General features: G+C 59.6%; 18 protein-coding genes and 2 riboswitches. Of the genes, 13 read left to right on the top strand and 5 right to left on the bottom strand.

The features are described from left to right. The first annotated feature begins 24 nt into the window (after nucleotides 1-24). The 4 genes from ACQZ5G_RS18710 to ACQZ5G_RS18695 all read left to right on the top strand — a co-directional run bounded on the left by ACQZ5G_RS18710 (nucleotide 25) and on the right by ACQZ5G_RS18695 (nucleotide 4128). A complete protein-coding gene (locus tag ACQZ5G_RS18710; RefSeq protein ID WP_448737996.1) occupies nucleotides 25-825 on the top strand; it encodes a DeoR/GlpR family DNA-binding transcription regulator in 801 nt (266 codons plus the stop codon). Nucleotides 826-837: 12 nt separating this feature from the next. After that, the gene (locus tag ACQZ5G_RS18705; RefSeq protein WP_137452625.1) at nucleotides 838-2028 is read left to right on the top strand and encodes an MFS transporter; all 1191 of its coding nucleotides are present in this window, start codon (nucleotides 838-840) and stop codon (nucleotides 2026-2028) included. Between the two features lie 120 nt (nucleotides 2029-2148). After that, entirely contained in the window at nucleotides 2149-3399 is a 1251-nt protein-coding gene (ispG, locus tag ACQZ5G_RS18700) for a flavodoxin-dependent (E)-4-hydroxy-3-methylbut-2-enyl-diphosphate synthase (RefSeq protein ID WP_448737995.1), read from the top strand. Between the two features lie 66 nt (nucleotides 3400-3465). After that, nucleotides 3466-4128 (top strand): OmpA family protein, encoded by a 663-nt coding sequence (locus ACQZ5G_RS18695; RefSeq protein WP_003520323.1) that lies wholly within the window; start codon nucleotides 3466-3468, stop codon nucleotides 4126-4128. A 30-nt stretch (nucleotides 4129-4158) separates the two neighbouring features. Here ACQZ5G_RS18695 and ACQZ5G_RS18690 read toward each other — a convergent pair whose 3' ends face one another. Further along, the gene (locus ACQZ5G_RS18690; RefSeq protein ID WP_448737994.1) at nucleotides 4159-5073 is read right to left on the bottom strand and encodes a polyprenyl synthetase family protein; all 915 of its coding nucleotides are present in this window, start codon (nucleotides 5071-5073) and stop codon (nucleotides 4159-4161) included. Nucleotides 5074-5210: 137 nt separating this feature from the next. Between ACQZ5G_RS18690 and mtgA the strand changes: the two genes are divergently transcribed. Next, a complete protein-coding gene (mtgA, locus tag ACQZ5G_RS18685) occupies nucleotides 5211-5957 on the top strand; it encodes a monofunctional biosynthetic peptidoglycan transglycosylase (protein ID WP_448737993.1) in 747 nt (248 codons plus the stop codon). 15 nt (nucleotides 5958-5972) lie between these two features. Here mtgA and ACQZ5G_RS18680 read toward each other — a convergent pair whose 3' ends face one another. Together ACQZ5G_RS18680 and metA are read right to left on the bottom strand one after the other, a co-directional pair. Further along, nucleotides 5973-6992, bottom strand: a complete 1020-nt coding sequence (locus ACQZ5G_RS18680; protein ID WP_035262185.1) for an aldose epimerase family protein — start codon at nucleotides 6990-6992, stop codon at nucleotides 5973-5975. Between the two features lie 178 nt (nucleotides 6993-7170). Further along, entirely contained in the window at nucleotides 7171-8097 is a 927-nt protein-coding gene (gene metA / locus ACQZ5G_RS18675; protein ID WP_448737992.1) for a homoserine O-acetyltransferase MetA, read from the bottom strand. A gap of 83 nt (nucleotides 8098-8180) precedes the next feature. Beyond that, a riboswitch (SAM riboswitch) is annotated at nucleotides 8181-8257 on the bottom strand. A gap of 89 nt (nucleotides 8258-8346) precedes the next feature. On the opposite strand from metA, the gene ACQZ5G_RS18670 reads away from it, so the two are divergent. The 7 genes from ACQZ5G_RS18670 (at nucleotide 8347) to ACQZ5G_RS18640 (ending at nucleotide 16653) form a co-directional block, all read left to right on the top strand. Next, nucleotides 8347-9000, top strand: coding sequence for a thiamine diphosphokinase (locus ACQZ5G_RS18670; protein ID WP_448737991.1), 654 nt, complete (start codon nucleotides 8347-8349; stop codon nucleotides 8998-9000). A gap of 4 nt (nucleotides 9001-9004) precedes the next feature. Beyond that, a complete protein-coding gene (locus tag ACQZ5G_RS18665) occupies nucleotides 9005-10831 on the top strand; it encodes an ABC-F family ATP-binding cassette domain-containing protein (protein ID WP_448737990.1) in 1827 nt (608 codons plus the stop codon). A gap of 96 nt (nucleotides 10832-10927) precedes the next feature. Beyond that, entirely contained in the window at nucleotides 10928-11320 is a 393-nt protein-coding gene (locus tag ACQZ5G_RS18660) for a VOC family protein (protein ID WP_003505120.1), read from the top strand. Nucleotides 11321-11365: 45 nt separating this feature from the next. Further along, a riboswitch (TPP riboswitch) is annotated at nucleotides 11366-11476 on the top strand. Between the two features lie 37 nt (nucleotides 11477-11513). After that, nucleotides 11514-12527 carry a thiamine ABC transporter substrate binding subunit gene (gene thiB / locus ACQZ5G_RS18655; RefSeq protein ID WP_448737989.1) on the top strand — a complete coding sequence of 338 codons (1014 nt, stop codon included), beginning with the start codon at nucleotides 11514-11516 and terminating at the stop codon, nucleotides 12525-12527. Nucleotides 12528-12546: 19 nt separating this feature from the next. Beyond that, the gene (gene thiP, locus ACQZ5G_RS18650) at nucleotides 12547-14172 is read left to right on the top strand and encodes a thiamine/thiamine pyrophosphate ABC transporter permease ThiP (protein WP_448737988.1); all 1626 of its coding nucleotides are present in this window, start codon (nucleotides 12547-12549) and stop codon (nucleotides 14170-14172) included. Beyond that, nucleotides 14169-14885 carry a thiamine ABC transporter ATP-binding protein gene (gene thiQ / locus ACQZ5G_RS18645; RefSeq protein ID WP_448737987.1) on the top strand — a complete coding sequence of 239 codons (717 nt, stop codon included), beginning with the start codon at nucleotides 14169-14171 and terminating at the stop codon, nucleotides 14883-14885. The genes thiP and thiQ overlap by 4 nt, the downstream gene beginning before the upstream one ends. 307 nt (nucleotides 14886-15192) lie before the next feature. Beyond that, nucleotides 15193-16653, top strand: coding sequence for a M48 family metalloprotease (locus tag ACQZ5G_RS18640; RefSeq protein ID WP_020010815.1), 1461 nt, complete (start codon nucleotides 15193-15195; stop codon nucleotides 16651-16653). A 12-nt stretch (nucleotides 16654-16665) separates the two neighbouring features. Here the strand turns inward: ACQZ5G_RS18640 and ACQZ5G_RS18635 are convergent, their stop codons facing one another. Beyond that, entirely contained in the window at nucleotides 16666-17262 is a 597-nt protein-coding gene (locus ACQZ5G_RS18635; protein ID WP_448738078.1) for a TetR family transcriptional regulator, read from the bottom strand. Nucleotides 17263-17359: 97 nt separating this feature from the next. On the opposite strand from ACQZ5G_RS18635, the gene ACQZ5G_RS18630 reads away from it, so the two are divergent. Continuing rightward, nucleotides 17360-17866: a DinB family protein gene (locus tag ACQZ5G_RS18630; protein WP_448737986.1), complete on the top strand. Its 507-nt coding sequence runs from the start codon at nucleotides 17360-17362 to the stop codon at nucleotides 17864-17866. A 61-nt stretch (nucleotides 17867-17927) separates the two neighbouring features. Here the strand turns inward: ACQZ5G_RS18630 and leuC are convergent, their stop codons facing one another. Continuing rightward, the gene (leuC, locus tag ACQZ5G_RS18625; protein WP_080856860.1) at nucleotides 17928-19337 is read right to left on the bottom strand and encodes a 3-isopropylmalate dehydratase large subunit; all 1410 of its coding nucleotides are present in this window, start codon (nucleotides 19335-19337) and stop codon (nucleotides 17928-17930) included. Nucleotides 19338-19657 lie beyond the last annotated feature (320 nt).

The raw sequence follows: 19657 nt of genomic DNA, 5'->3' as shown, positions 1-19657 counted from the left end.
ATTCCTGTTTATGCATGAGTTCCGATGAGCGATCATTTTGTCAGCGAGCGGCAGGCGCTCATCCTTGCGCAGTTGCGGCAAAGCGGCCGGGTGCTGGCGCAGGATCTCGCGCAGAATTTCGGCGTTTCCGAAGATACCGTGCGCCGCGACCTGCGTGAGATGGCAGCCCGGGGAGAATGCCTGCGGGTTTATGGCGGGGCGTTGCTTTCCGACAGCAAAACGGTGCCGCTGAAGACGCGCATTGCCGAGGATGCCGACCGCAAGGCCCTGCTGGCGCGCGCCGTTGCCCCGCTTCTCGAACCGGGCATGGTCGTCTTCATCGATGCCGGTTCCACCAATCTTGCCATTGCAAGGGCGCTTCCCGCCGGGCTCAACCTGACTGTGGTGACGAATACGCCCGCCATTGCCGCTGAACTGACGGGGCGGGCCGATATCGATCTGGTGCTGATCGGCGGCAAGGTTGATCCGGCCGTAGGGGCTGCGATCGACGCCATGGCGCTTCGGCAGCTCGAACTGATGCGGCCCGATCTCTGCATTCTCGGTGTATGCGGCGTTGCGGCTGAGACGGGTCTGTCGGCCGACGTTTTCGAAGATGCGGTGTTCAAGCGGCTTGCCTGCAGCGCCAGCCAGCGGATTGTCGCCGCCATCACCACGGAAAAGCTCGGCCACAGGGCAGCTTTCCATGTGCATGATTTTTCTCCACCTCTTTCCCTCGTGCTGGAACTGGATGCCGACCGTGCATTCGTCGAGGCGCTGTCGGCAAAGGGCGTACAGGTCTATTGCGGCGAAGATGACGCCGTTCAGTTTTCTCATGGTCAAGTCTGAAGGATATTGCCGATGAATGGCCCCACGACATTTTCGCCGACAGGCATACGCTCGTCCTATCTGACGCGGCACAGGCTGGGCGTTTCCCTGCTGTTCTTGATGAACGGTTTCATGATGGGGTCATGGGCGCCCAAGATTCCGGAATTTGCGGCGCGCCTGTCCCTCAGTGAGAGCGCGCTCGGCCTGATCATCCTGGTTTTCGGCATCGGTTCGCTGGTTTTCATGCCGATTGCCGGTTCGCAGATCGCCCGTTTCGGCTCACGTACGGTCAGTCTCGTCACAGCCGCGATCTTTTTGCCGACTCTGCTTTTCATTTCCTGGGCGGGCACGGTGTGGGCCGGGGTGATTGCGGTGTTTCTGTTCGGCGGGCTGACGGGGGCGATGGATGTCGCCATGAACGCCAATGCGGTAGCGGTGGAACGGGATATGCGCCGCGCCATCATGTCGTCGTGCCACGCCTTCTGGAGCCTTGGTGGCCTGATCGGCGCCGGTCTTGGCGGTTATCTCATCACGGCCATCGGTGTGCAGGGACATGCCATTGCGCTAACCGTCATCGCGCTCGTGCTGCTGGTCATCGCGTGGCCGCGCGTCCTTGCGGATCGTCCGCATCCGGAGGAGGAACGCCCGAAAGGCGGCCTGCCGCTGACGCCGCTGCCGTGGATCATCGGCCTGATGGCGCTGTTCTCGATGATCCCTGAAGGCGCTATCCTCGACTGGGGCGCTCTTTATCTGCGCAATGAACTCGGTGCTTCGGTATCGCAGTCCGGTTTCGCCTTCGCGGCCTTCTCCATGACCATGGCGGCCATGCGGTTTGCCGGCGATCTGGTACGTGACCGCTTCGGCGCCGTGACGACCCTGCGCTTCTGTTCGGCCATGTCGATTATCGGTCTCCTGATTGCCGGCCTTGCGGGAAATTCCACTATTGCGATCATCGGCTTCGCGATTGCCGGCATCGGCATTTCCAACATGGTGCCCATTGCCTTTTCCGCCGCCGGCAACATGCCGGGACTGGCGCCCGGCATTGGTCTCTCGGTGGTCACCACCATGGGTTATTCCGGTATTCTGGTGGCGCCATCGGCCATCGGCTTTATTGCCGAACATACCGGCCTTGCCAGCGTCTTCATCGCCCTGCCGCTCTTGCATGTGGTGGTTCTGCTGCTTTCGCGGCTCGCCCGCCATGCGGATGGCGCGGGCAAGGAATAGGCGTCTCGAATTTTGCCATGATTGCGGTAAAGTAGAAGCTCTCATGCGTTGGGTGTTGACAAGCAGGCTTGCCTGTTTCACCTCAATTGCCAGACCTTGCCGCAAGCTCCAGAGACCGCCATGACGTCACATGCCGATTACGATCCCAAGCCCCGCCGCGCATCCGTCGCCGTAGACGTGGGCGGTGTCATCGTCGGTGGCGGCGCGCCCGTCGTCGTGCAGTCGATGACCAACACCGATACGGCGGATATCGACGCCACCGTCAGCCAAGTCGCGGCGCTCTCCCGGGCCGGTTCGGAAATCGTGCGCATCACCGTCGACCGCGACGAGAGTGCGGCCGCCGTGCCGAAAATCCGTGAGCGGCTGCTGCGTCTCGGGCTTGATGTGCCGCTTGTCGGCGATTTTCATTATATCGGCCACAAGCTTCTGGCCGATCATCCGGCCTGCGCCGAAGCTCTGGCGAAATACCGCATCAATCCGGGCAATGTCGGCTTCAAGGACAAGAAGGACAAGCAGTTCGGCGAGATCGTCGAAATGGCGATCCGCTACGACAAGCCGGTGCGAATCGGCGTCAACTGGGGGTCGCTCGATCAGGAGCTTCTGACGACGCTGATGGACAAGAACAAGGAGCAGGGTTTCCCTCTCTCCGCCCGTCAGGTCACGCGTGAGGCCATCGTTCAGTCGGCGCTGATTTCCGCCGAGCTTGCCGAAGAGATCGGCCTGCCGCGCAACCGCATCATCCTGTCGGCCAAGGTCAGCCAGGTGCAGGACCTGATCGCCGTTTATTCCATGCTGTCGGAACGCTCCGATCACGCCCTGCATCTCGGCCTCACCGAAGCGGGCATGGGCTCCAAGGGCATCGTCGCCTCGTCCGCCGCCATGGGTTACGTGCTGCAGCACGGCATCGGCGATACGATCCGCGTCTCGCTGACGCCTGAGCCGAATGGCGACCGCACCCGCGAAGTGCAGGTGGCGCAGGAACTGCTGCAGGTCATGGGTTTCCGTCAGTTCATTCCGGTCGTTGCGGCATGTCCCGGCTGCGGGCGCACCACGTCGACCGTCTTTCAGGAACTTGCCCAGAACATTCAGAACGATATTCGCAAGAACATGCCGATCTGGCGTGAGAAATATCCGGGTGTCGAGGCGCTCAATGTCGCTGTCATGGGCTGTATCGTCAACGGCCCCGGTGAAAGCAAACATGCCGATATCGGCATTTCCCTGCCCGGAACCGGCGAAAGCCCGGCAGCGCCCGTCTTCATCGATGGAGAGAAGGCGCTGACCCTGCGTGGTCCCAATATCGCCGCCGATTTTGAAGCGCTTGTGATCGATTACATCGAAAAGCGTTTTGGCCGGAAAGATGCGGCGGAGTAAAGAGTACCGTGAAAAGGCCGGAATTCCACTGTCATACCTCCTGAACCTCTCGGAGCATCAAAACACATGATCAAAAAAATCGCGATCGTCGCCCTTTGCGGGACCTATCTTTCCGCCTGCACCACCACCGATCCCTATACGGGTGAACAGAAGATGTCGAACACGGCGGGCGGCGCCGGCATCGGCGCCGTCGTCGGTGCTCTGGGTGGTCTGGCTGTCGGCGGTTCGCCGACCGGTCGCCGCAATGCCGCGCTTATCGGTGCGGGCATCGGCGCGCTCGCCGGCGGCGCCATCGGCAATTACATGGATGGCCAGGAAGCCGAGCTTCGCGCCCAGCTTCAGGGAACCGGCGTTTCGGTTACCCGCCGAGGCGACAGCATCGTTCTCAACATGCCGTCGAACATCACCTTCGCGACGGACCAGGATCAGGTCATCCCGCCATTCTATCAGACGCTCGATTCCGTCGCCATCGTGCTGAACAAGTTCAACCGCACGCTCATCGACATCAACGGCCATACCGATTCGACCGGCAGCGCCGGTTACAATCAGGGCCTTTCGGAGCGTCGTGCCGCATCGGTCGCCAATTATCTCGGCGCGCGCGGCGTCGATCAGCGCCGTATTTCGACGCTCGGCTTCGGCCCGTCGCAGCCGATCGCTTCGAATGCAACGCCGGATGGCCGCGCCCAGAACCGTCGCGTCGAAGTGCTGATCTCGCCGCTCAAGGGCTGATTGGGTGATGAAAAGCTGGGTGGAAGCCGCTCAGCTTTTTCGTTCAGCGATGAATCTGGCGGCCGCGATGAGAATCGCGGCCTTTTCGCCATAAGGGGCCAGCAGTTCGCTGGCTTCCGCCACTTGCTCCCGCAGCTGGCTGCGCGCCCAGTCCTCGCCGCGCAGCGCCACAAGCGTTCCCTTGCCGCGCGCGGCGTCCTTGCCGGTTGCCTTGCCCATGGTGGCGGCATCGGCCGTCAAATCCAGAAGGTCGTCGGCAAGCTGGAAGGCGAGGCCGATCTTTTCGCCGAAGAGACGCAGCCTTTGCCTCTCGGAAACATCGCTGCCGGCGATGATTGCGCCCGCCTCGCAGGCAAAACGCAGCAGTGCACCGGTTTTCATAGCCTGCAATATAATGACGCCGGCTTCATCCGGTGCTTTTTTCTCAGCAGCGAGATCGAGCGCCTGGCCGCCGGCCATGCCGCCAATGCCCGCCGCGCGGGCAAGCGAAAGTACGAGCGCGGCCTTACGCTCGGCCGCAAGCGGATTTTCGTCCGAAGCGATGATATCGAAGGCCAGTGTCAGCAGGCTGTCGCCGGCGAGAATTGCGGTCGCCTCATCGAATTTGCGATGCACGGTCGGCTGGCCGCGGCGTAGGTCGTCATCGTCCATGGCCGGCAGATCGTCATGAACAAGCGAATAACAATGGAGGCATTCCAGTGCCGCGCCGACATAAAGGGCGGCTTCGGCATTCCCGCCCGCAAGGGCGGCACTTTCGATGACGAGGAAGGGCCGCAGGCGTTTACCGCCGTTCAGCACGCCATGGCGCATGGCGTCGAGCAGGTTTTGCGGGCGCGTGATCTCATCCGCGCGGGTTTCGCCGGAAAGCAGGCGGCCAAGCAGGGCTTCGGTTTTGGCCGCGTTTTCGCGCAGCTTCGTTTCGAAATTTGTCATCGCAGCGTCCATGCCGCGCTCTTTGGCATGCCGCGCGAATGCAGGCAAACCTTTTCGTGATTCCAGAGGTGCAACTATTTGAGCGGACTCGCCTTGAAGGCGGCAATGGACTATGAAAGGCTTCAATTGGTGCGGGGCTTTGACGAATATTGAGCAGTACGCCTGAAAGCGACGCAGATTACGCCGTGCTGGCGGAAGACCGGAGCAGTCCGAAGGTGGATTTTCGCACGTTGGCAAAGCGTATCGTCATGACCTTGCTGGCTTTGCTGATCCTGCCCTATCTGCTGATTCCGGTTTATGCGCTGCCGTTTATCCGGCCGGTCTCGACGCTGATGCTCGCCGATCTGGTGACTCTGCAGGGATATGACCGGCGCTGGGTGCCGCTTGAGGATATTTCGCCGCGCCTTGTGCAATCCGTGATGATGTCCGAGGACGGGCAATTCTGTTTCCATGGCGGCGTGGACTGGAACCAGATGCAGTCCGTGGTGAGCAATGCGCTGGACGGGGCTTCCACCCGCGGCGCAAGCACCATTCCGATGCAGACGGCCAAGAACCTGTTTTTATGGAATGGCCGTTCTTTCCTGCGCAAGGGATTGGAACTGCCGCTGGCGATCGCGGCTGATTTCGTCTGGTCGAAAAAACGGATGATGGAGATTTATCTCAACGTTGCCGAATGGGGACCGGGCATTTATGGAATCGAGGCTGCCGCGCAGCACCATTTCAAGGTGCCGGCCGCAAAACTCAGCTCCCGTCAGGCGGCGCTGCTGGCGGTTTCGCTGCCTAATCCCATAGACCGCGTCGCCAGCAAGCCGGGACGCGGGCTGCAACGGCTTGCCGGCCTTATCGAACGGCGCGCGCGTGCCTCCGGCGGCTACGTCGGCTGCGTGCTGGATTGACCCCGGCGCGCCGCGTCAGCCTTTCTTGAAAATATAGTCGGTTTCCTGACGCAGGGTTTCACCCGGCCGCAGGATGGCGTGCGGGAAATCCGGGTGGTTGACGGCGTCCGGCCAAATCTGCGTTTCCAGGCAGAAACCGGCAAAGGGGCCGTAGTGACGGCCATCAAGGCCCGGAACGGGAACGTCCAGTTTGAAGGCCGAATAAAACTGCACACCAGGTTCGGTGGTGTGAACCTCAAGGGCGATATCGGATGCCGGCGAATAGGCGCGGGCGACCTTGCGTTTTGCGCGGCGCTCGGGCGACAGGCAGAAATTATGGTCGTAGAGAACCTGCTCGCCATTCTCCTTGCGCCGCATCGGTGTCGGGTGGCGCAGGTCGAAGACGGTGCCTTCGACGGAGCGGATCTCGCCCGTCGGTATCTGCTTGTCATTGGTGGGCAGGTAAAAATCAGCCGCGATGCTGATCTCATGCCCAAGCGCGGTGTCTGCGCCATCGAGATTGAAATAGGAATGCTGGCAGACATTGGCGATGGTCGGCTTGTCGGTCACCGTTTCATAGACCACCGAAAGCACGCCGCCGTCGAGGATCGTATAGGTGGCCGTGACCGTGCAATTGCCGGGATAACCGGCGCGACCGTCGGGATCGATGATCTGCAGAACCGCATGGCTTTCGCCATGTTCCATCAGCATCCAGTTGCGCTTGCCCATGCCGTCGCTGCCGCCATGCAGGTGGGTTACACCCTTTTCATTGAGCTCCAGCTGGTATTCGTGCCCATCGATCGAGAACCGGCCGTCGCCGATGCGGTTGGCGTTGCGGCCGGGGGTGGCGCCGAAATAGGAGGAATATTTGTAGTCCTCGAACCTGTCGAAGCCGAGAACGAGCGGCGGCTGGTGACCCTCTAGGCGCAGATCCTGAATGACCGCGCCCCAGGTGATGACCTTGGCCGTCAGCCCGCCTTTCGAGATGGTGACGCGTTCGACTTTTTCGCCGGTCGCCGTGAAACCGAAATTCTCCCGCGCCGCCGCGTCGCTCATCTCGTCATTCTCCCTGGTGTTGCGAATTGCCGGGCGGACGTTGCGTCATTTTCCGGCAATTCGCAATCCCGCAATTCAAAGCATGTCTCCCAAAAGTGCGCCGCGGTTTTGGGACAAAGACATGCTTAAAACAAAAACGAAAGCGCGTCGCATGCCGTTCGATAAAACGCGACGCGCTTTACGCGGCCAGTTGCCCGATGGCTTCGAGATCATAGGGTGTCGTCTGGTATATCTCGTTGATCCAGTTTCCGAAAAACAGATGGGCATGGCTGCGCCAGCGGTTGAGCGGGGCGAGCTCCGGGTCGTTGTGCGGAAAATAATCATGCGGCAGCTTGATGGGCACGCCGGCATTCGCGTCACGGAAATATTCGTCCGAAAGCGATGTCGAATCATATTCGACATGGTTGAACATATAGAGCCGGTTACCCTCTTTCTCATGCACCAGACAAACGCCCATTTCCTCGGATTCCATCAGGATTTCGAGTTTCGGATGTTTTTCGATATCGGCGCGGCGTACTTCCGTCCAGCGCGAGACGGGAACCTGGAAATCGTCCGAAAAGCCGTTCAGATAGATCGATGAGGGGCAGAGATTGCGGTGACGATAGACCCCGAACGCCTTTTCCTTCAACTCGTGTTTCGGCACGCCGTGGAAATGATAGATGGCGGCCATCGCGCCCCAGCAGACATTCAGCGTCGAATGAACGTTGGTCTGCGTCCATTCGAAAATCTTCTGCATTTCGTTCCAGTAGGTCACGTCTTCATAGGCCAGCGTCTCCACGGGTGCGCCGGTAATGATGAAACCGTCAAACTTGCGGTGGCGCACTTCTTCCCACGTCTCGTAAAAGGACAGAAGATGTTCTTCCGGCGTGTTCTTGGCTCTATGGCCGCCGATCCGCACCAGCGACAGCTCCACCTGCAGCGGCGAGGCGCCGACGAGGCGCGCCATCTGGATTTCCGTCTTGATCTTGTTCGGCATGAGGTTGAGAAGCCCGATCTGGAGCGGGCGGATATCCTGCCGGATGGCCGCCGTTTCGGTCATGACCCGCACGCCCTCATGAACGAGGGTCTCAAAAGCGGGAAGCGTATCGGGAATCTTGATCGGCATGTCGAACTCTCTTTTCCGGATCACGTAAAGAACGTTGCGAAAACAAAAAAACCGGCAGCGAAATCGCGGCCGGTCCCAGGAAATTGCCTTTTTCCTCGACCCTTTAGCGACTTCTTTAAAGTGGCTGCAAGCCGGTCGGCAAATCACCACTGAGGCGTTTCATAATCCCGAAGCCGGCGAAAATCAATATAGGCCGATTTCATCGGGTTTCCGCTTTCCATTTTTGGCCGAGGTGCGATAAGGCAGGGCATGGATAAAGAGCGCTTCACCATTCTGCTTGGCGGCGATGTTACGGTGACCGATCGTCTCAAAGAGGCGGTCGCGGATAGCCGTGTGATTGCGGCCGACGGCGGCATGCGCCATGCCGGACCGCTTGGCCTTGCGCCGGAATTGTGGGTCGGGGATTTCGATTCCGCCAGCAAAGAGTTGCTGGAGGCCTGGCCCGATGTAGCGCGGCAGCCATACCCGGCCGCAAAGGCGGTGACGGATGGCGAAATCGCGGTATCGGAAGCTCTCTCCCGTGGAGCGCATTCGCTGGTGCTTGTCGGTGCCCTTGGAGGCGCGAGAAGCGACCATGCGCTTCAGCACCTCCTTTACGCGGTCGCACTCGCCGAACGTGGTATCGACGTTACGCTGACCTCCGGTGAAGAAGAGGCGCGGCCGCTGCTTGCCGGTTCGCTGGATGTCGATTTACCGCCCGCCTCGCTGTTTTCGGTTGCCGGATTTACCGCCCTTGAGGGGCTCGATATCGGCAATGTGCGTTATCCGTTGAAGGATTTCGCGCTTGCTTTCGGTTCGTCCCGTACTATTTCCAATGTCGCGAATGGCGGCCCCGTGCATTTCTCGCTGAAAAGCGGAAAAGCCATCGTGCTCGCCCGCCCTTATGATCTGACCGGAGCCTGACGCCTTGGCACCCCCAATTTTGAAACTCGATGACATCAAGCTGACCTTCGGCGTGACCCCCCTGCTCGACGGCGCCAATCTACAGGTAGAACCGGGCGACCGCATCTGCCTTGTTGGGCGCAACGGTTCCGGCAAGTCCACCCTGATGAAGATCGCCGCGGGTCTGGTCGAGGCGCAATCGGGCGAGGTTTTCCGGCATCCGGCCGCCACCATCCGTTATCTGGAGCAGGCCCCGGATTTTGCCGGTTACGACACGGTTCAGGCCTATGCCGAAGCGGGGCTCGGACCCGGTGACGACCCCTATCGCGTCACCTATCTTCTGGAGCATCTCGGTCTCACCGGGCAGGAACATCCGGCGAGCCTTTCCGGCGGTGAAGCGCGACGTGCGGCCCTTGCCCGCGTCATGGCGCCGGAACCCGATATCCTGATGCTGGACGAACCGACCAACCATCTCGATCTGCCCACCATCGAATGGCTTGAAAGCGAGCTGCAGCAGACGCGCAGCGCGCTGGTGCTGATTTCGCATGACAGGCGTTTTCTCGAAAAGGTCTCGACCTCGACCGTCTGGCTGGATCGTGGCCAGTCCCGGCGTCTCAATCGCGGTTTCGCCCATTTCGAGGAATGGCGCGACAAGGTGCTGGAAGAGGAAGAACTGGAACAGCACAAGCTAGGCAAGGCCATCGAGCGTGAAGAGCACTGGATGCGTTATGGCGTGACCGCAAGGCGCAAGCGCAACATGCGCCGCGTCGGCGAGCTTCAGGCCATGCGGGCGGAATATCGCGGCCATAAGGGACCGCAGGGCACGGTGCAGGCGACCGTTACCGAAGGGCGTGAATCCGGCAAGCTGGTCATCGAGGCGGAGGCCATCACCAAGGCTTATGGCGAGCGCGTGATCGTCGCGCCGTTTTCGCTGCGCGTCCATCGTGGAGATTGCATCGGTTTCGTCGGCCCGAACGGTGCCGGTAAAACCACGCTTCTGAAGATGCTCACCGGCCAGCTGGAGCCCGATAGCGGCACGGTGAAGCTCGGCACCAATCTGGAAATCGCGACGCTCGACCAGAAACGCGAGGATCTCAATCCCAACGATACGCTCGCGCATTATCTGACCGATGGTCGCGGTGAAAATCTGCTGGTCAACGGCGAATTGAAGCATGTGACGGGCTATATGAAAGACTTTCTGTTCCAGCCGGAACAGGCCCGCACGCCGATCCGCAACCTTTCCGGCGGCGAGCGCGCGCGCCTTATTCTAGCACGCATTCTGGCGCGGCCGACCAATCTTCTGATCCTCGACGAGCCGACCAACGATCTCGATATCGAAACGCTCGATCTGCTGCAGGAAATCGTTGCGGGCTTTTCCGGCACCGTTATCCTCGTCAGCCACGACCGCGATTTTCTCGACCGCACCGTCACCTCCACCATCGCGCCCGTCAATCCGGATGAACCGGACGGACGATGGATCGAATATGCCGGTGGCTATTCGGACATGATGGCGCAGCGCAAGGGCGCGGCGGAAGAAAAACGCAAGGCTGAGAAACAGGAAAAAGCGAAGGCCGCACCTTCGGCCTCTGCATCGCAGGATCCTTCAAAGGCCAAGGGCAAGCTTTCCTTCAAGCAGAAATTCGCGCTCGAAAATCTTCCGAAGGAGATGGAAAAGGCGCAAGGCGAAATCGCCAAGCGCGAGGAGCGCATGGCTGATCCTAATCTCTTCACCAAGGATCCGGCCACTTTCAACACGCTGGCGAAGGAAATGACGAAGCTGCGTGAAAAGCTCGAGACCATGGAAGAAGAATGGCTGGAGCTGGAGATGCTGCGCGAGGAACTGGAAGGCTGAAGGCCGCAGGCCCCTCGTTTGATCGACCCTCCTTCGGTCTTTGACAGAAAAGCGGAATTGCCGTTCTATGCTGGTTCGTTTGGAGGAGTTGTGAAAATGCGCATGATTTTCGTCAATCTGCCGGTCAAGAATATCGAGAAATCAAGAAGCTTCTTCACGGCTCTCGGTTTCAGCTTCAATCCGGAATATTCTGACGACCGCACGCTCTGCATGATCGTGGAAGAAAACATCTTCGTGATGCTTCTTCAGGAAGGGCGTTTCCGCGATTTCATCAACGGCGACATCGCCGATGCGACGCGCACCACCGAGGTTCTGACCTGTCTCACGGCGGGAAGCCGCGACGAAATCGACCGGATGATCGCAACGGCGCTTGCCTCCGGTGGCAGTGATTGGAAACCCGTGCAGGATCACGGCTTCATGTATGCCGGCAGCTTTCAGGATCCCGACGGGCACGTCTGGGAGCTGGTGCATATGACAGAGCAGGGCTGACGGCTGCCATCTTGCCAAGCAGGGACGACGGGACTACACCATCATCTTGATCTAACGGGGTGTCTTTTGCGCTTGCGTGCAAAAGGCTGAGAGGCTTGCCAACCCGAAGAACCTGATCCGGTTCATACCGGCGGAGGGATTAGACGGCTTCAAGGCAGGCGGCTATTTCCCTTTTTGTTTTGAGGAGATACCCGTGCGCCGTCGTCTTTTCCTGAATTCCCTTGTTGCCGCTTCGCTGTTCCTGCCCGGTCTTGCCGCCGCGCAGGACAAGCAAGAACTGACAGTCTATACCTATGAGAGCTTCGTTTCCGAATGGGGTCCCGGTCCCAAGGTAAAAGAAGCCTTCGAGAAGGTCTGCGGTTGCACGGTCAATTTCGTCGGTGTTGCGGATGGTGTGGCGCTTCTTAACCGTCTGAAGCTTGAAGGCGCAGGGTCCAGGGCGGATGTGGTCGTTGGTCTCGACACCAATCTTGTTGCCGAGGCGAAACAGACCGGTCTTTTTGATGTTAGCGGCGTCGATGCGTCGGCGGCCAAGGTGCCGGGCGGTTACAGGGACGATGTTTTCGTGCCTTACGACTACGGGCATTTTGCCGTCATCTATGACACGCAGACGGTGAAGAACCCACCGGCGAGCCTGAAAGAGCTGGTGGAAGGCGACCCCTCGCAGAAGATCGCCATTCAGGACCCGCGCACCTCCACGCCGGGGCTCGGCCTGCTGTTGTGGGTAAAATCGGTCTACGGTGACAAGGCCCCGGAAGCATGGGCAAAGCTCAGGAAGCGCATTCTCACCGTCACGCCGGGCTGGTCGGAATCCTACGGCCTTTTCACCAAGGGGGAGGTGCCGATGGTGCTCTCCTACACCACCTCGCCCGCCTATCATATGGTCGCCGAAAAAACGGATCATTATCAGGCCGCAGCTTTTTCCGAAGGGCACTATATCCAGATCGAAGTGTCCGGCCTTCTCAAAAACGCGCCGCACAAGGAGCTGGCAAAGCAGTTCCTCGCTTTCACGCTGACATCAGGTTTTCAGGATGCCATTCCGGAAAACAACTGGATGATGCCGGTTGCGGCAACGTCCAATCCCTTGCCGGAGGCTTTTTCCAAACTCGTGGTGCCGCAGAAGACTTTCCTGATGGATCCGGAAGAGGTGGCGAAGAACCGCAAGGCGTGGATCGACGAATGGCTTGTGGCCATGAGCATGAATTGAGGAAGAGGCACGCCCGCACATGATGCTGCGTCGCGACTATCGGCGGTCGATCATTTTCGGAACGGCGGCTTTTGCCGCCGTTTTCCTGTTCATGGCGCTCGCCGTTGCGGCCCTCCTGTCTTTTGATGCGGGCGCGTCTGCTGCCGGTATCATGGATGCCTATACGCTGCGCATCCTGCGTTTCACGCTTTATCAGGCAACGCTTTCCACCCTTCTTTCCATTGTTCTTGGCCTGCCGGTGGCGCTGGCGCTTTCCCGGCAACGCGAGTTTCCGGGAAGGATCTGGATCATCAGGCTGATGGCGGTGCCGATGGGTCTGCCTGTCATCGTTGGCGCCTTCGGCATCGTCACCATCTGGGGCAGGCAGGGTGTTTTGAATACGGCCCTCGTTTTTGCCGGTGCGGATGAACCTTTCAGCATTTACGGCCTTTCCGGCATCCTCATCGCCCATGTGTTTTTCAATCTGCCGCTTTCGGTCCGGCTGATGCTGGCCGGGCTTGAACGTATTCCGGGCGAATATTGGCGCATGGCAGCAAGCCTCGGCATGGGGCCGGTCTCGGTTTTCCGTTTTATCGAATGGCCGGCGGTCGCGCGTCTCGTTCCCGGTATCGCCGGGCTTATCTTCATGTTGTGCGCCACCAGCTTCACGCTCGTGCTTCTTTTAGGCGGCGGGCCGGCAGCCACGACACTGGAGGTGGCGATCTATCAGGCGCTGCGGTTCGATTTTGATCCGCAGCGGGCGATTACGCTTTCGGTTTTGCAGATTGCCCTCACCGCAATTCTGCTCGGCCTTCTCGCCTTTTTGCCGTCGCCCGAAGCGGAAATCCCTTCGCTTGGTTGTTCCCTTCGCCGTTTCGACGGCAAGAGTATCGGCGCCCGTTTGTGGGATGGGGCGGCAATTGTCTTCGCTGTTCTGCTGATCGGCCTGCCGCTTGTCGCCATAGCAGTCTCGGGTTTGAGTGCCGATCTGCCGCGTCTTCTGTCCGCGCCGATTTTTCTACGCGCGGCTGCGACCAGCCTTGCAATCGCCGCGCTTTCCGCAGCCCTTGTCGTGTTCTGCTGCATGGCGATCATCGGCGCGCGCCAGGCTGTAGGCTCTAGACGGCAGGTGGGGCAGCCTCTGCGCTTGCTCTCCGCCATGCTTGGGGCGGGGTCTTCGTTGGTGCTCTTGATGCCGCCTGTCGTGTTGGGAAGCGGGTGGTTCCTGTTATTGCGGGTTTTCGGTGATGTCAGCTTCTATGCTCCCGTTCTCGTGGCGCTTATCAATATGCTGATGGCTTTGCCGCTTGCCATGCGGGTGCTGGAGCCGGCCTTCACCAGTCATTTTTTACGCACCGGCCGGCTTTCCGCCAGTCTCGGGCTTCAGGGCCTCACGCGGCTGCGGTTTGCCGATCTGCCGGTTCTGTGGCGGCCGCTGGCTATGGCGTTTTCCTTCGCCATGGCCCTGTCGCTCGGCGATTTAGGCGCGGTTGCCCTGTTCGGCTCGGAAAATTTCGTCACCCTGCCGTGGCTGGTCTATAGCAATATGGGCAGCTATCGCACCAATGATGCCGCCGGGTACGCCTTCCTTCTCGGCATCGTCTGCCTGCTGCTTGCCGCAGGCGGCGTTTCACGGCAATCCCAATCAGCAAGGGCGAGCATATGACAGTCGATGATTTTGCCGTTGAACTGGACAAGGTCAGGCTGCGGCTTGGAACACAAGATTTCGAACTTGATTGTTCGTTCCCTAAGGGGCAGATAACCGCCGTTGTCGGTGCATCCGGCTCGGGAAAATCTACGCTTCTCAATCTCGTCGCCGGTTTCGAGGAACCGGATTCCGGCCGCGTAATGATCGGCGGGCAGGACGTGACGGCGCTCGATCCTTCGGAAAGACCGGTCTCATCGATCTTTCAGGATAATAATCTGTTTGCGCATCTCGATATCTTCACCAATGTCGCTCTCGGTGTCAGCCCCGGGCTGAAATTGCGGGTGGAAGACCGGGAACGGATTGAGATGGCGCTTGCACGTGTCGGTCTGGCGGGTTTCGACAAACGTTTGCCGGGCACGCTTTCCGGCGGAGAAAGGCAGAGAGCGGCGCTGGCGCGTGCGCTGGTCAGGAAAAAACCGGTCATGCTGCTCGATGAGCCCTTTGCCGCACTCGATCCGGGACTGCGAGCGGGTATGACCTCCCTGCTTCTCGACTTGCATGGAGAAACAAAAAACACGGTGATTATTGTCACCCACCATCCCGAAGACATAAAGAAGCTGGCGCAGCAGGTGGTCTTTCTTGATCGCGGCCGGGTTGTCTATGTCGGCTCGACCGCAGATTTCTTCGCCACACAAAATGTGAAGGCGGTGGACAGTTTTCTGAACGGGTGATCGCCTTATTTTCGACGTGTGCCGCTGGCAATCGCTTTAGATGACTTCAATGGCGCTAATTTGCACTTGCCAGTTTCAAGTTGTTGCCCGAGAAAAGATGGGAATTATTGCGTTCTTCAGGAATAATCCGGACTTGATGGATCGTTTTTACCGTTTCGGCATTCATCGCCCGTTGGGGCGAATCTGTTATTCTGGTCTGCAATTAACGGATGATCAGGAACGTTAGGGGCAGGCATAGAGAATGAGAAATAGCATGACTGCACAGTGGAGGCTCTTCTCCCGTTCAGGCCTTCGCCGTTCGGGCAGGATGGCTGCAGCCTGTTCCGTGCTGACCGCGTCTGCGGTGTTCCTGTCGTCGTGCCAGTCTCTCTTCAGCCCGGCCTACCAGTCCACCCTGCGCCCGTCGGATAATCCGCAGACCGTGGAAGAGGTGCAGAAGAATGATCCCCGCGCCCAGATGGGCGCGCGCGAGCATCCGCGCATCGTGGCGAGTTATGGCGGTGAATATCGTGACGCCAAGACGGAACGGCTTGTCGCCCGTATCGCCGGCGCTCTGACCGCCGTTTCGGAAAATCCGCAACAGTCTTACCGCATCACTATCCTCAACTCGCCGGCCATCAACGCCTTTGCGCTGCCGGGCGGATATCTTTACGTGACGCGCGGCCTTCTGGCGCTTGCCAACGATGCTTCGGAAGTGGCCGCCGTGCTTTCGCATGAGATGGGCCATGTCACCGCCAATCACGGCATCGAGCGCCAGCGCCGCGAAGAGGCGGAGGTGATTGCCAGCCGCGTGGTTGCCGAAGTGCTGTCGAGCGATCTTGCCGGCAAGCAGGCGCTTGCGCGCGGCAAGCTGCGGCTTGCGGCCTTTTCGCGCCAGCAGGAATTGCAGGCGGATGTGATCGGCGTGCGGATGCTGGGCGAGGCCGGTTACGACCCCTTTGCCTCGCCACGTTTTCTGGATTCCATGGCGGCCTATGCGCGGTTTTCTTCGGCTGATCCCGAAAACGACCAGAGCCTCGACTTCCTTTCCAGCCACCCCAACACGCCGCAGCGCATCGAGCTTGCGCGCCGTCATGCCCGCGCCTTCGGTCAGGACGGTCAGGTCGGGGATCGCGGTCGCGACTGGTTTCTGGATGGCATAGACGGCCTGCTCTATGGCGATAGCCCGCAGGAAGGTTATGTCCGCGGCCAGACGTTCCTGCACGGAACGCTCGGCATTCGTTTCGATGTGCCGGAAGGTTTCGTCATCGACAACAAGGTCGAGGCCGTTCTGGCGACGGGACCGGGCGATATGGCCATTCGTTTCGACGGCGTTGCCGATCCGAAACAGACGAGCCTTGCCAATTACCTGACCAGCGGTTGGGTTGCCGGCCTGTTGCCGGAAACAGTCAAGGAAACCCAGATCAATGGTCTGGAGGCCGCGACAGCCCGGGCAAGTGCGGATAAATGGGACTTCGACGTGACCGTCATTCGTGTCGGCCAGCAGATATTCCGTTTCCTGACCGCCGTGCCGAAGGGCAATACGCAGCTCGATTCCATCGCCAATACATTGCGCACCAGCTTCCGCAAGATGACGCCGCAGGAAATCGCCTCGCTGAAACCGCTCAGGGTACGGGTGGTGACGGTGAAGCCCGGTGAAACCGTGGCGACGATGGCGGCGCGGATGATGGGAACCGACCGGAAGCTCGACATGTTCCGCATGATCAATGCCATGAGCGCCACGGCCACCATTCAGCCGGGCCAGCGGGTGAAGATCATTTCGGAATGAGCTGACAGCCTCTCATTCACCGGTTGCCTGAGACAGGTAGGCGTGAACGAGTGCAATCATTTCCCGTCTGACTTTGGGCGACTGCAACTCTCCGCGGCGGGCGGCATTGTGAATGATGCCGTCAATGGCATCGGATACGATCAGCGCCGCGGTTCTGCTTTCGCCCTTTGTGCCGGCCGTCATATGTGCCGCGAGCGCTGCAGCGTAGAGACCGAGATATTCCTGTTCGAAAACGCTGTTGGGATCGTTCGTCCCTTCGTGGCTGGGCGCATCGTCCAGAAGGACCTTGTGAAGACCGGGATGGATGCTGTGGACCCCGATCATGCCGGTCACGAGCTCTTCCACGAATTTCGCAAGCGATTGCCGCTTTTGCGAGACGCTCTTCATGACGGAGAGACAGTCCTCGAGGTGACGATGGCGCACCGCTTCCACGATTGAAATCTTGTCCGGGAAATATTGATAGAGCGAGCCGATGCTGACGCCGGCCGTTTCGGCGACCCTGTTCGTGGTAAAACCCGCCCAGCCATGATCGCTCAAAATGCGAGCCGCCGCGTGAATGACGGCATCGACCGTGGCGCGGGAACGCTCCTGACGCGGCTCCTTGCGCATCTCGGTCTTCCGCTTTGCAATGCGAGTAGACAAGGCATCCTCCATGGCAAAAATATAAACATAGTGCTCACATTTTTCAGATGTAAAGGATATTCTGATGAGGGATCTGCTCAGGAGCCTGCTCGGCTATCACCAATGGGCGAACAGGGACTTGTTCGAGAAGCTGAAACACCTCGATTCCGTCCAAAATGCATCCGAACGGCACACGGCAATCCGGCTGATCAATCACTATTACGTCGTCGCGAGGATTTTTTCGGGTCACCTCACGGGAACGGCACATGGCTTTCTCTCGGATAATACCGAGGCAACGCCGCAGCTGGATGATCTTGCGAAGGATGTCGCCGCTCTCGATGGCTGGTATCTCGATTATCTCGAGAAAACATCGCCGGCATCGCTTGGCGAATTCGTCGCCTTCACCTTCACGGATGGGGACAAGGGTTACATGTCCCGCGCTGAGATGATCTCACATATGGTTCTGCATGCGGGCATTCACAGGGGCGAGGTCGCGCGTATTTTGAGCCAGCTCTCCATCACGCCACCCTGGGATACTTTTGCCGTGTTTCTGCACGGCACGCAGCCGCAGCGGCGTTTGCAGGGGCTATAATAAAAACCACCCGCCCCCTGCGGGGGACGGGTGGCTTTTCTGCAACGATGGCCTCAGGAGCTTATTGCCACTCACGCACGTCGACGAAATGACCGGCGATCGCCGCCGCCGCCGCCATGGCGGGGGAGACGAGGTGGGTGCGGCTCTTATAGCCCTGACGGCCCTCGAAATTGCGGTTCGAGGTGGAGGCGCAGCGTTCGCCGGGTTTCAGGCGGTCGTCATTCATTGCAAGGCACATGGAGCAGCCCGGCTCGCGCCATTCGAAACCGGCGTCGAGGAAAATCTTGTCCAGACCTTCCTTTTCCGCCTGTTCCTTCACGAGACCGGAGCCAGGCACGATCATGGCCGAAACGGTGGGAGCGACTTTACGGCCGTCGACGATCTTCGCCGCCGCGCGCAAATCCTCGATGCGGCCGTTAGTGCAGGAGCCGATGAAGACACGGTCGATGGCGATATCGGTGATGCGCGTGCCGGGCTTCAGGCCCATGTAGTCAAGCGCACGCCACTTGGAAGCGCGCTTGTTTTCTTCCTCGATGTCATCGGGATTGGGAACAATGCCTTCAACGGAAGTCACGTCTTCCGGAGACGAGCCCCAGGAGACGATCGGCGGCAGGTTGGCCGCATCCAGCACCACGACCTTGTCGTAATGGGCGCCTTCGTCGGATTTCAGCGTTTTCCAATAGGCGATAGCCTGTTCCAGCGTTTCGCCCTTCGGCGAGCGCGGCTTGTCCTTGATGTAATCGAAGGTGGTTTCGTCCGGTGCGATAAGACCTGCGCGGGCTCCGCCCTCGATGGTCATGTTGCAGACCGTCATGCGGCCTTCCATGGAGAGCGAACGGATCGCCTCGCCGGCAAATTCGATGACGTGGCCGGTGCCGCCAGCTGTGCCGATCTCGCCGATAATGGCGAGGATGATATCCTTGGCGGTAACGCCATCAGGAATTTTGCCGTCGACACGCACCAGCATGTTCTTGGCTTTCTTCTGGATCAGCGTCTGGGTCGCCAGAACGTGCTCAACTTCCGAGGTGCCGATGCCATGCGCCAGTGCGCCAAAGGCGCCGTGGGTCGAGGTGTGGCTGTCACCGCACACGATCGTCATGCCCGGCAGGGTGAAGCCCTGTTCGGGGCCGACGATGTGAACGATTCCCTGGCGCTTGTCGCGCTCGGAATAATATTCGACGCCGAAATCCTTGGCGTTCTGTGCAAGCGCTTCCACCTGAATGCGGCTTTCCTCGTTCTTGATGCCTTCCAGCCGGTCGGCCGTGGTCGGAACGTTATGGTCGACGACGGCCAGCGTGCGGGCAGGCGAGTGCACAGGGCGACCGGCCATGCGCAGGCCTTCGAAGGCCTGCGGGCTCGTCACCTCATGGACGAGGTGACGGTCGATGTAGAGAAGACAGGTTCCGTCCGGGTCACGATTGACGACGTGGTCGTCCCAGATCTTGTCATATAAGGTGCGGGGTGCGCTCATGGCTCTATGCCTTGTCATGGAAAAGGGTAATCAGGGTTCAGAAAGGCGTGGACAGCGGTGCTGTCAGGCGAGCCTAAGTCGGCTGGTGAGCGCCCCGGAAACACGCGCAAAGAACCGTGCCGGCAGACGCTTGTGGTCCTGCAGCACATAAACATTCTGCGCGAGACATCCGAATTTAGATCCCATGGCAGCCTTCATAGCAGATCGCCGGTTTTACGGCAATATCAATGCGCATAGCACGGAACGCGACGGCTCGGCATTTTCTATATGCACTGCATTATGGCTGAAGGCCCGTAACGGGCCTGTCCTGCCGGGGTGCT

Source organism: Agrobacterium sp. 22-214-1, from assembly GCF_053522465.1.
This window is presented reverse-complemented; position numbering and strand designations above follow the sequence as displayed.

Excerpts from the sequence above, each read along its gene's own strand:
- ACQZ5G_RS18630 (WP_448737986.1), top strand. The coding sequence starts at position 17,360 with ATGAGGGATCTGCTCAGGAGCCTGCTCGGCTATCACCAATGGGCGAAC.
- leuC (WP_080856860.1), bottom strand. The coding sequence starts at position 19,337 with ATGAGCGCACCCCGCACCTTATATGACAAGATCTGGGACGACCACGTC.
- ACQZ5G_RS18710 (WP_448737996.1), top strand. The coding sequence starts at position 25 with ATGAGCGATCATTTTGTCAGCGAGCGGCAGGCGCTCATCCTTGCGCAG.
- thiP (WP_448737988.1), top strand. The coding sequence starts at position 12,547 with ATGATGCTGCGTCGCGACTATCGGCGGTCGATCATTTTCGGAACGGCG.
- ACQZ5G_RS18670 (WP_448737991.1), top strand. The coding sequence starts at position 8,347 with ATGGATAAAGAGCGCTTCACCATTCTGCTTGGCGGCGATGTTACGGTG.
- ACQZ5G_RS18690 (WP_448737994.1), bottom strand. The coding sequence starts at position 5,073 with ATGGACGCTGCGATGACAAATTTCGAAACGAAGCTGCGCGAAAACGCG.
- metA (WP_448737992.1), bottom strand. The coding sequence starts at position 8,097 with ATGCCGATCAAGATTCCCGATACGCTTCCCGCTTTTGAGACCCTCGTT.
- ACQZ5G_RS18660 (WP_003505120.1), top strand. The coding sequence starts at position 10,928 with ATGCGCATGATTTTCGTCAATCTGCCGGTCAAGAATATCGAGAAATCA.
- ACQZ5G_RS18640 (WP_020010815.1), top strand. The coding sequence starts at position 15,193 with ATGGCTGCAGCCTGTTCCGTGCTGACCGCGTCTGCGGTGTTCCTGTCG.
- ACQZ5G_RS18705 (WP_137452625.1), top strand. The coding sequence starts at position 838 with ATGAATGGCCCCACGACATTTTCGCCGACAGGCATACGCTCGTCCTAT.
- ACQZ5G_RS18680 (WP_035262185.1), bottom strand. The coding sequence starts at position 6,992 with ATGAGCGACGCGGCGGCGCGGGAGAATTTCGGTTTCACGGCGACCGGC.
- ACQZ5G_RS18695 (WP_003520323.1), top strand. The coding sequence starts at position 3,466 with ATGATCAAAAAAATCGCGATCGTCGCCCTTTGCGGGACCTATCTTTCC.
- ispG (WP_448737995.1), top strand. The coding sequence starts at position 2,149 with ATGACGTCACATGCCGATTACGATCCCAAGCCCCGCCGCGCATCCGTC.
- thiQ (WP_448737987.1), top strand. The coding sequence starts at position 14,169 with ATGACAGTCGATGATTTTGCCGTTGAACTGGACAAGGTCAGGCTGCGG.
- ACQZ5G_RS18635 (WP_448738078.1), bottom strand. The coding sequence starts at position 17,262 with ATGCGCAAGGAGCCGCGTCAGGAGCGTTCCCGCGCCACGGTCGATGCC.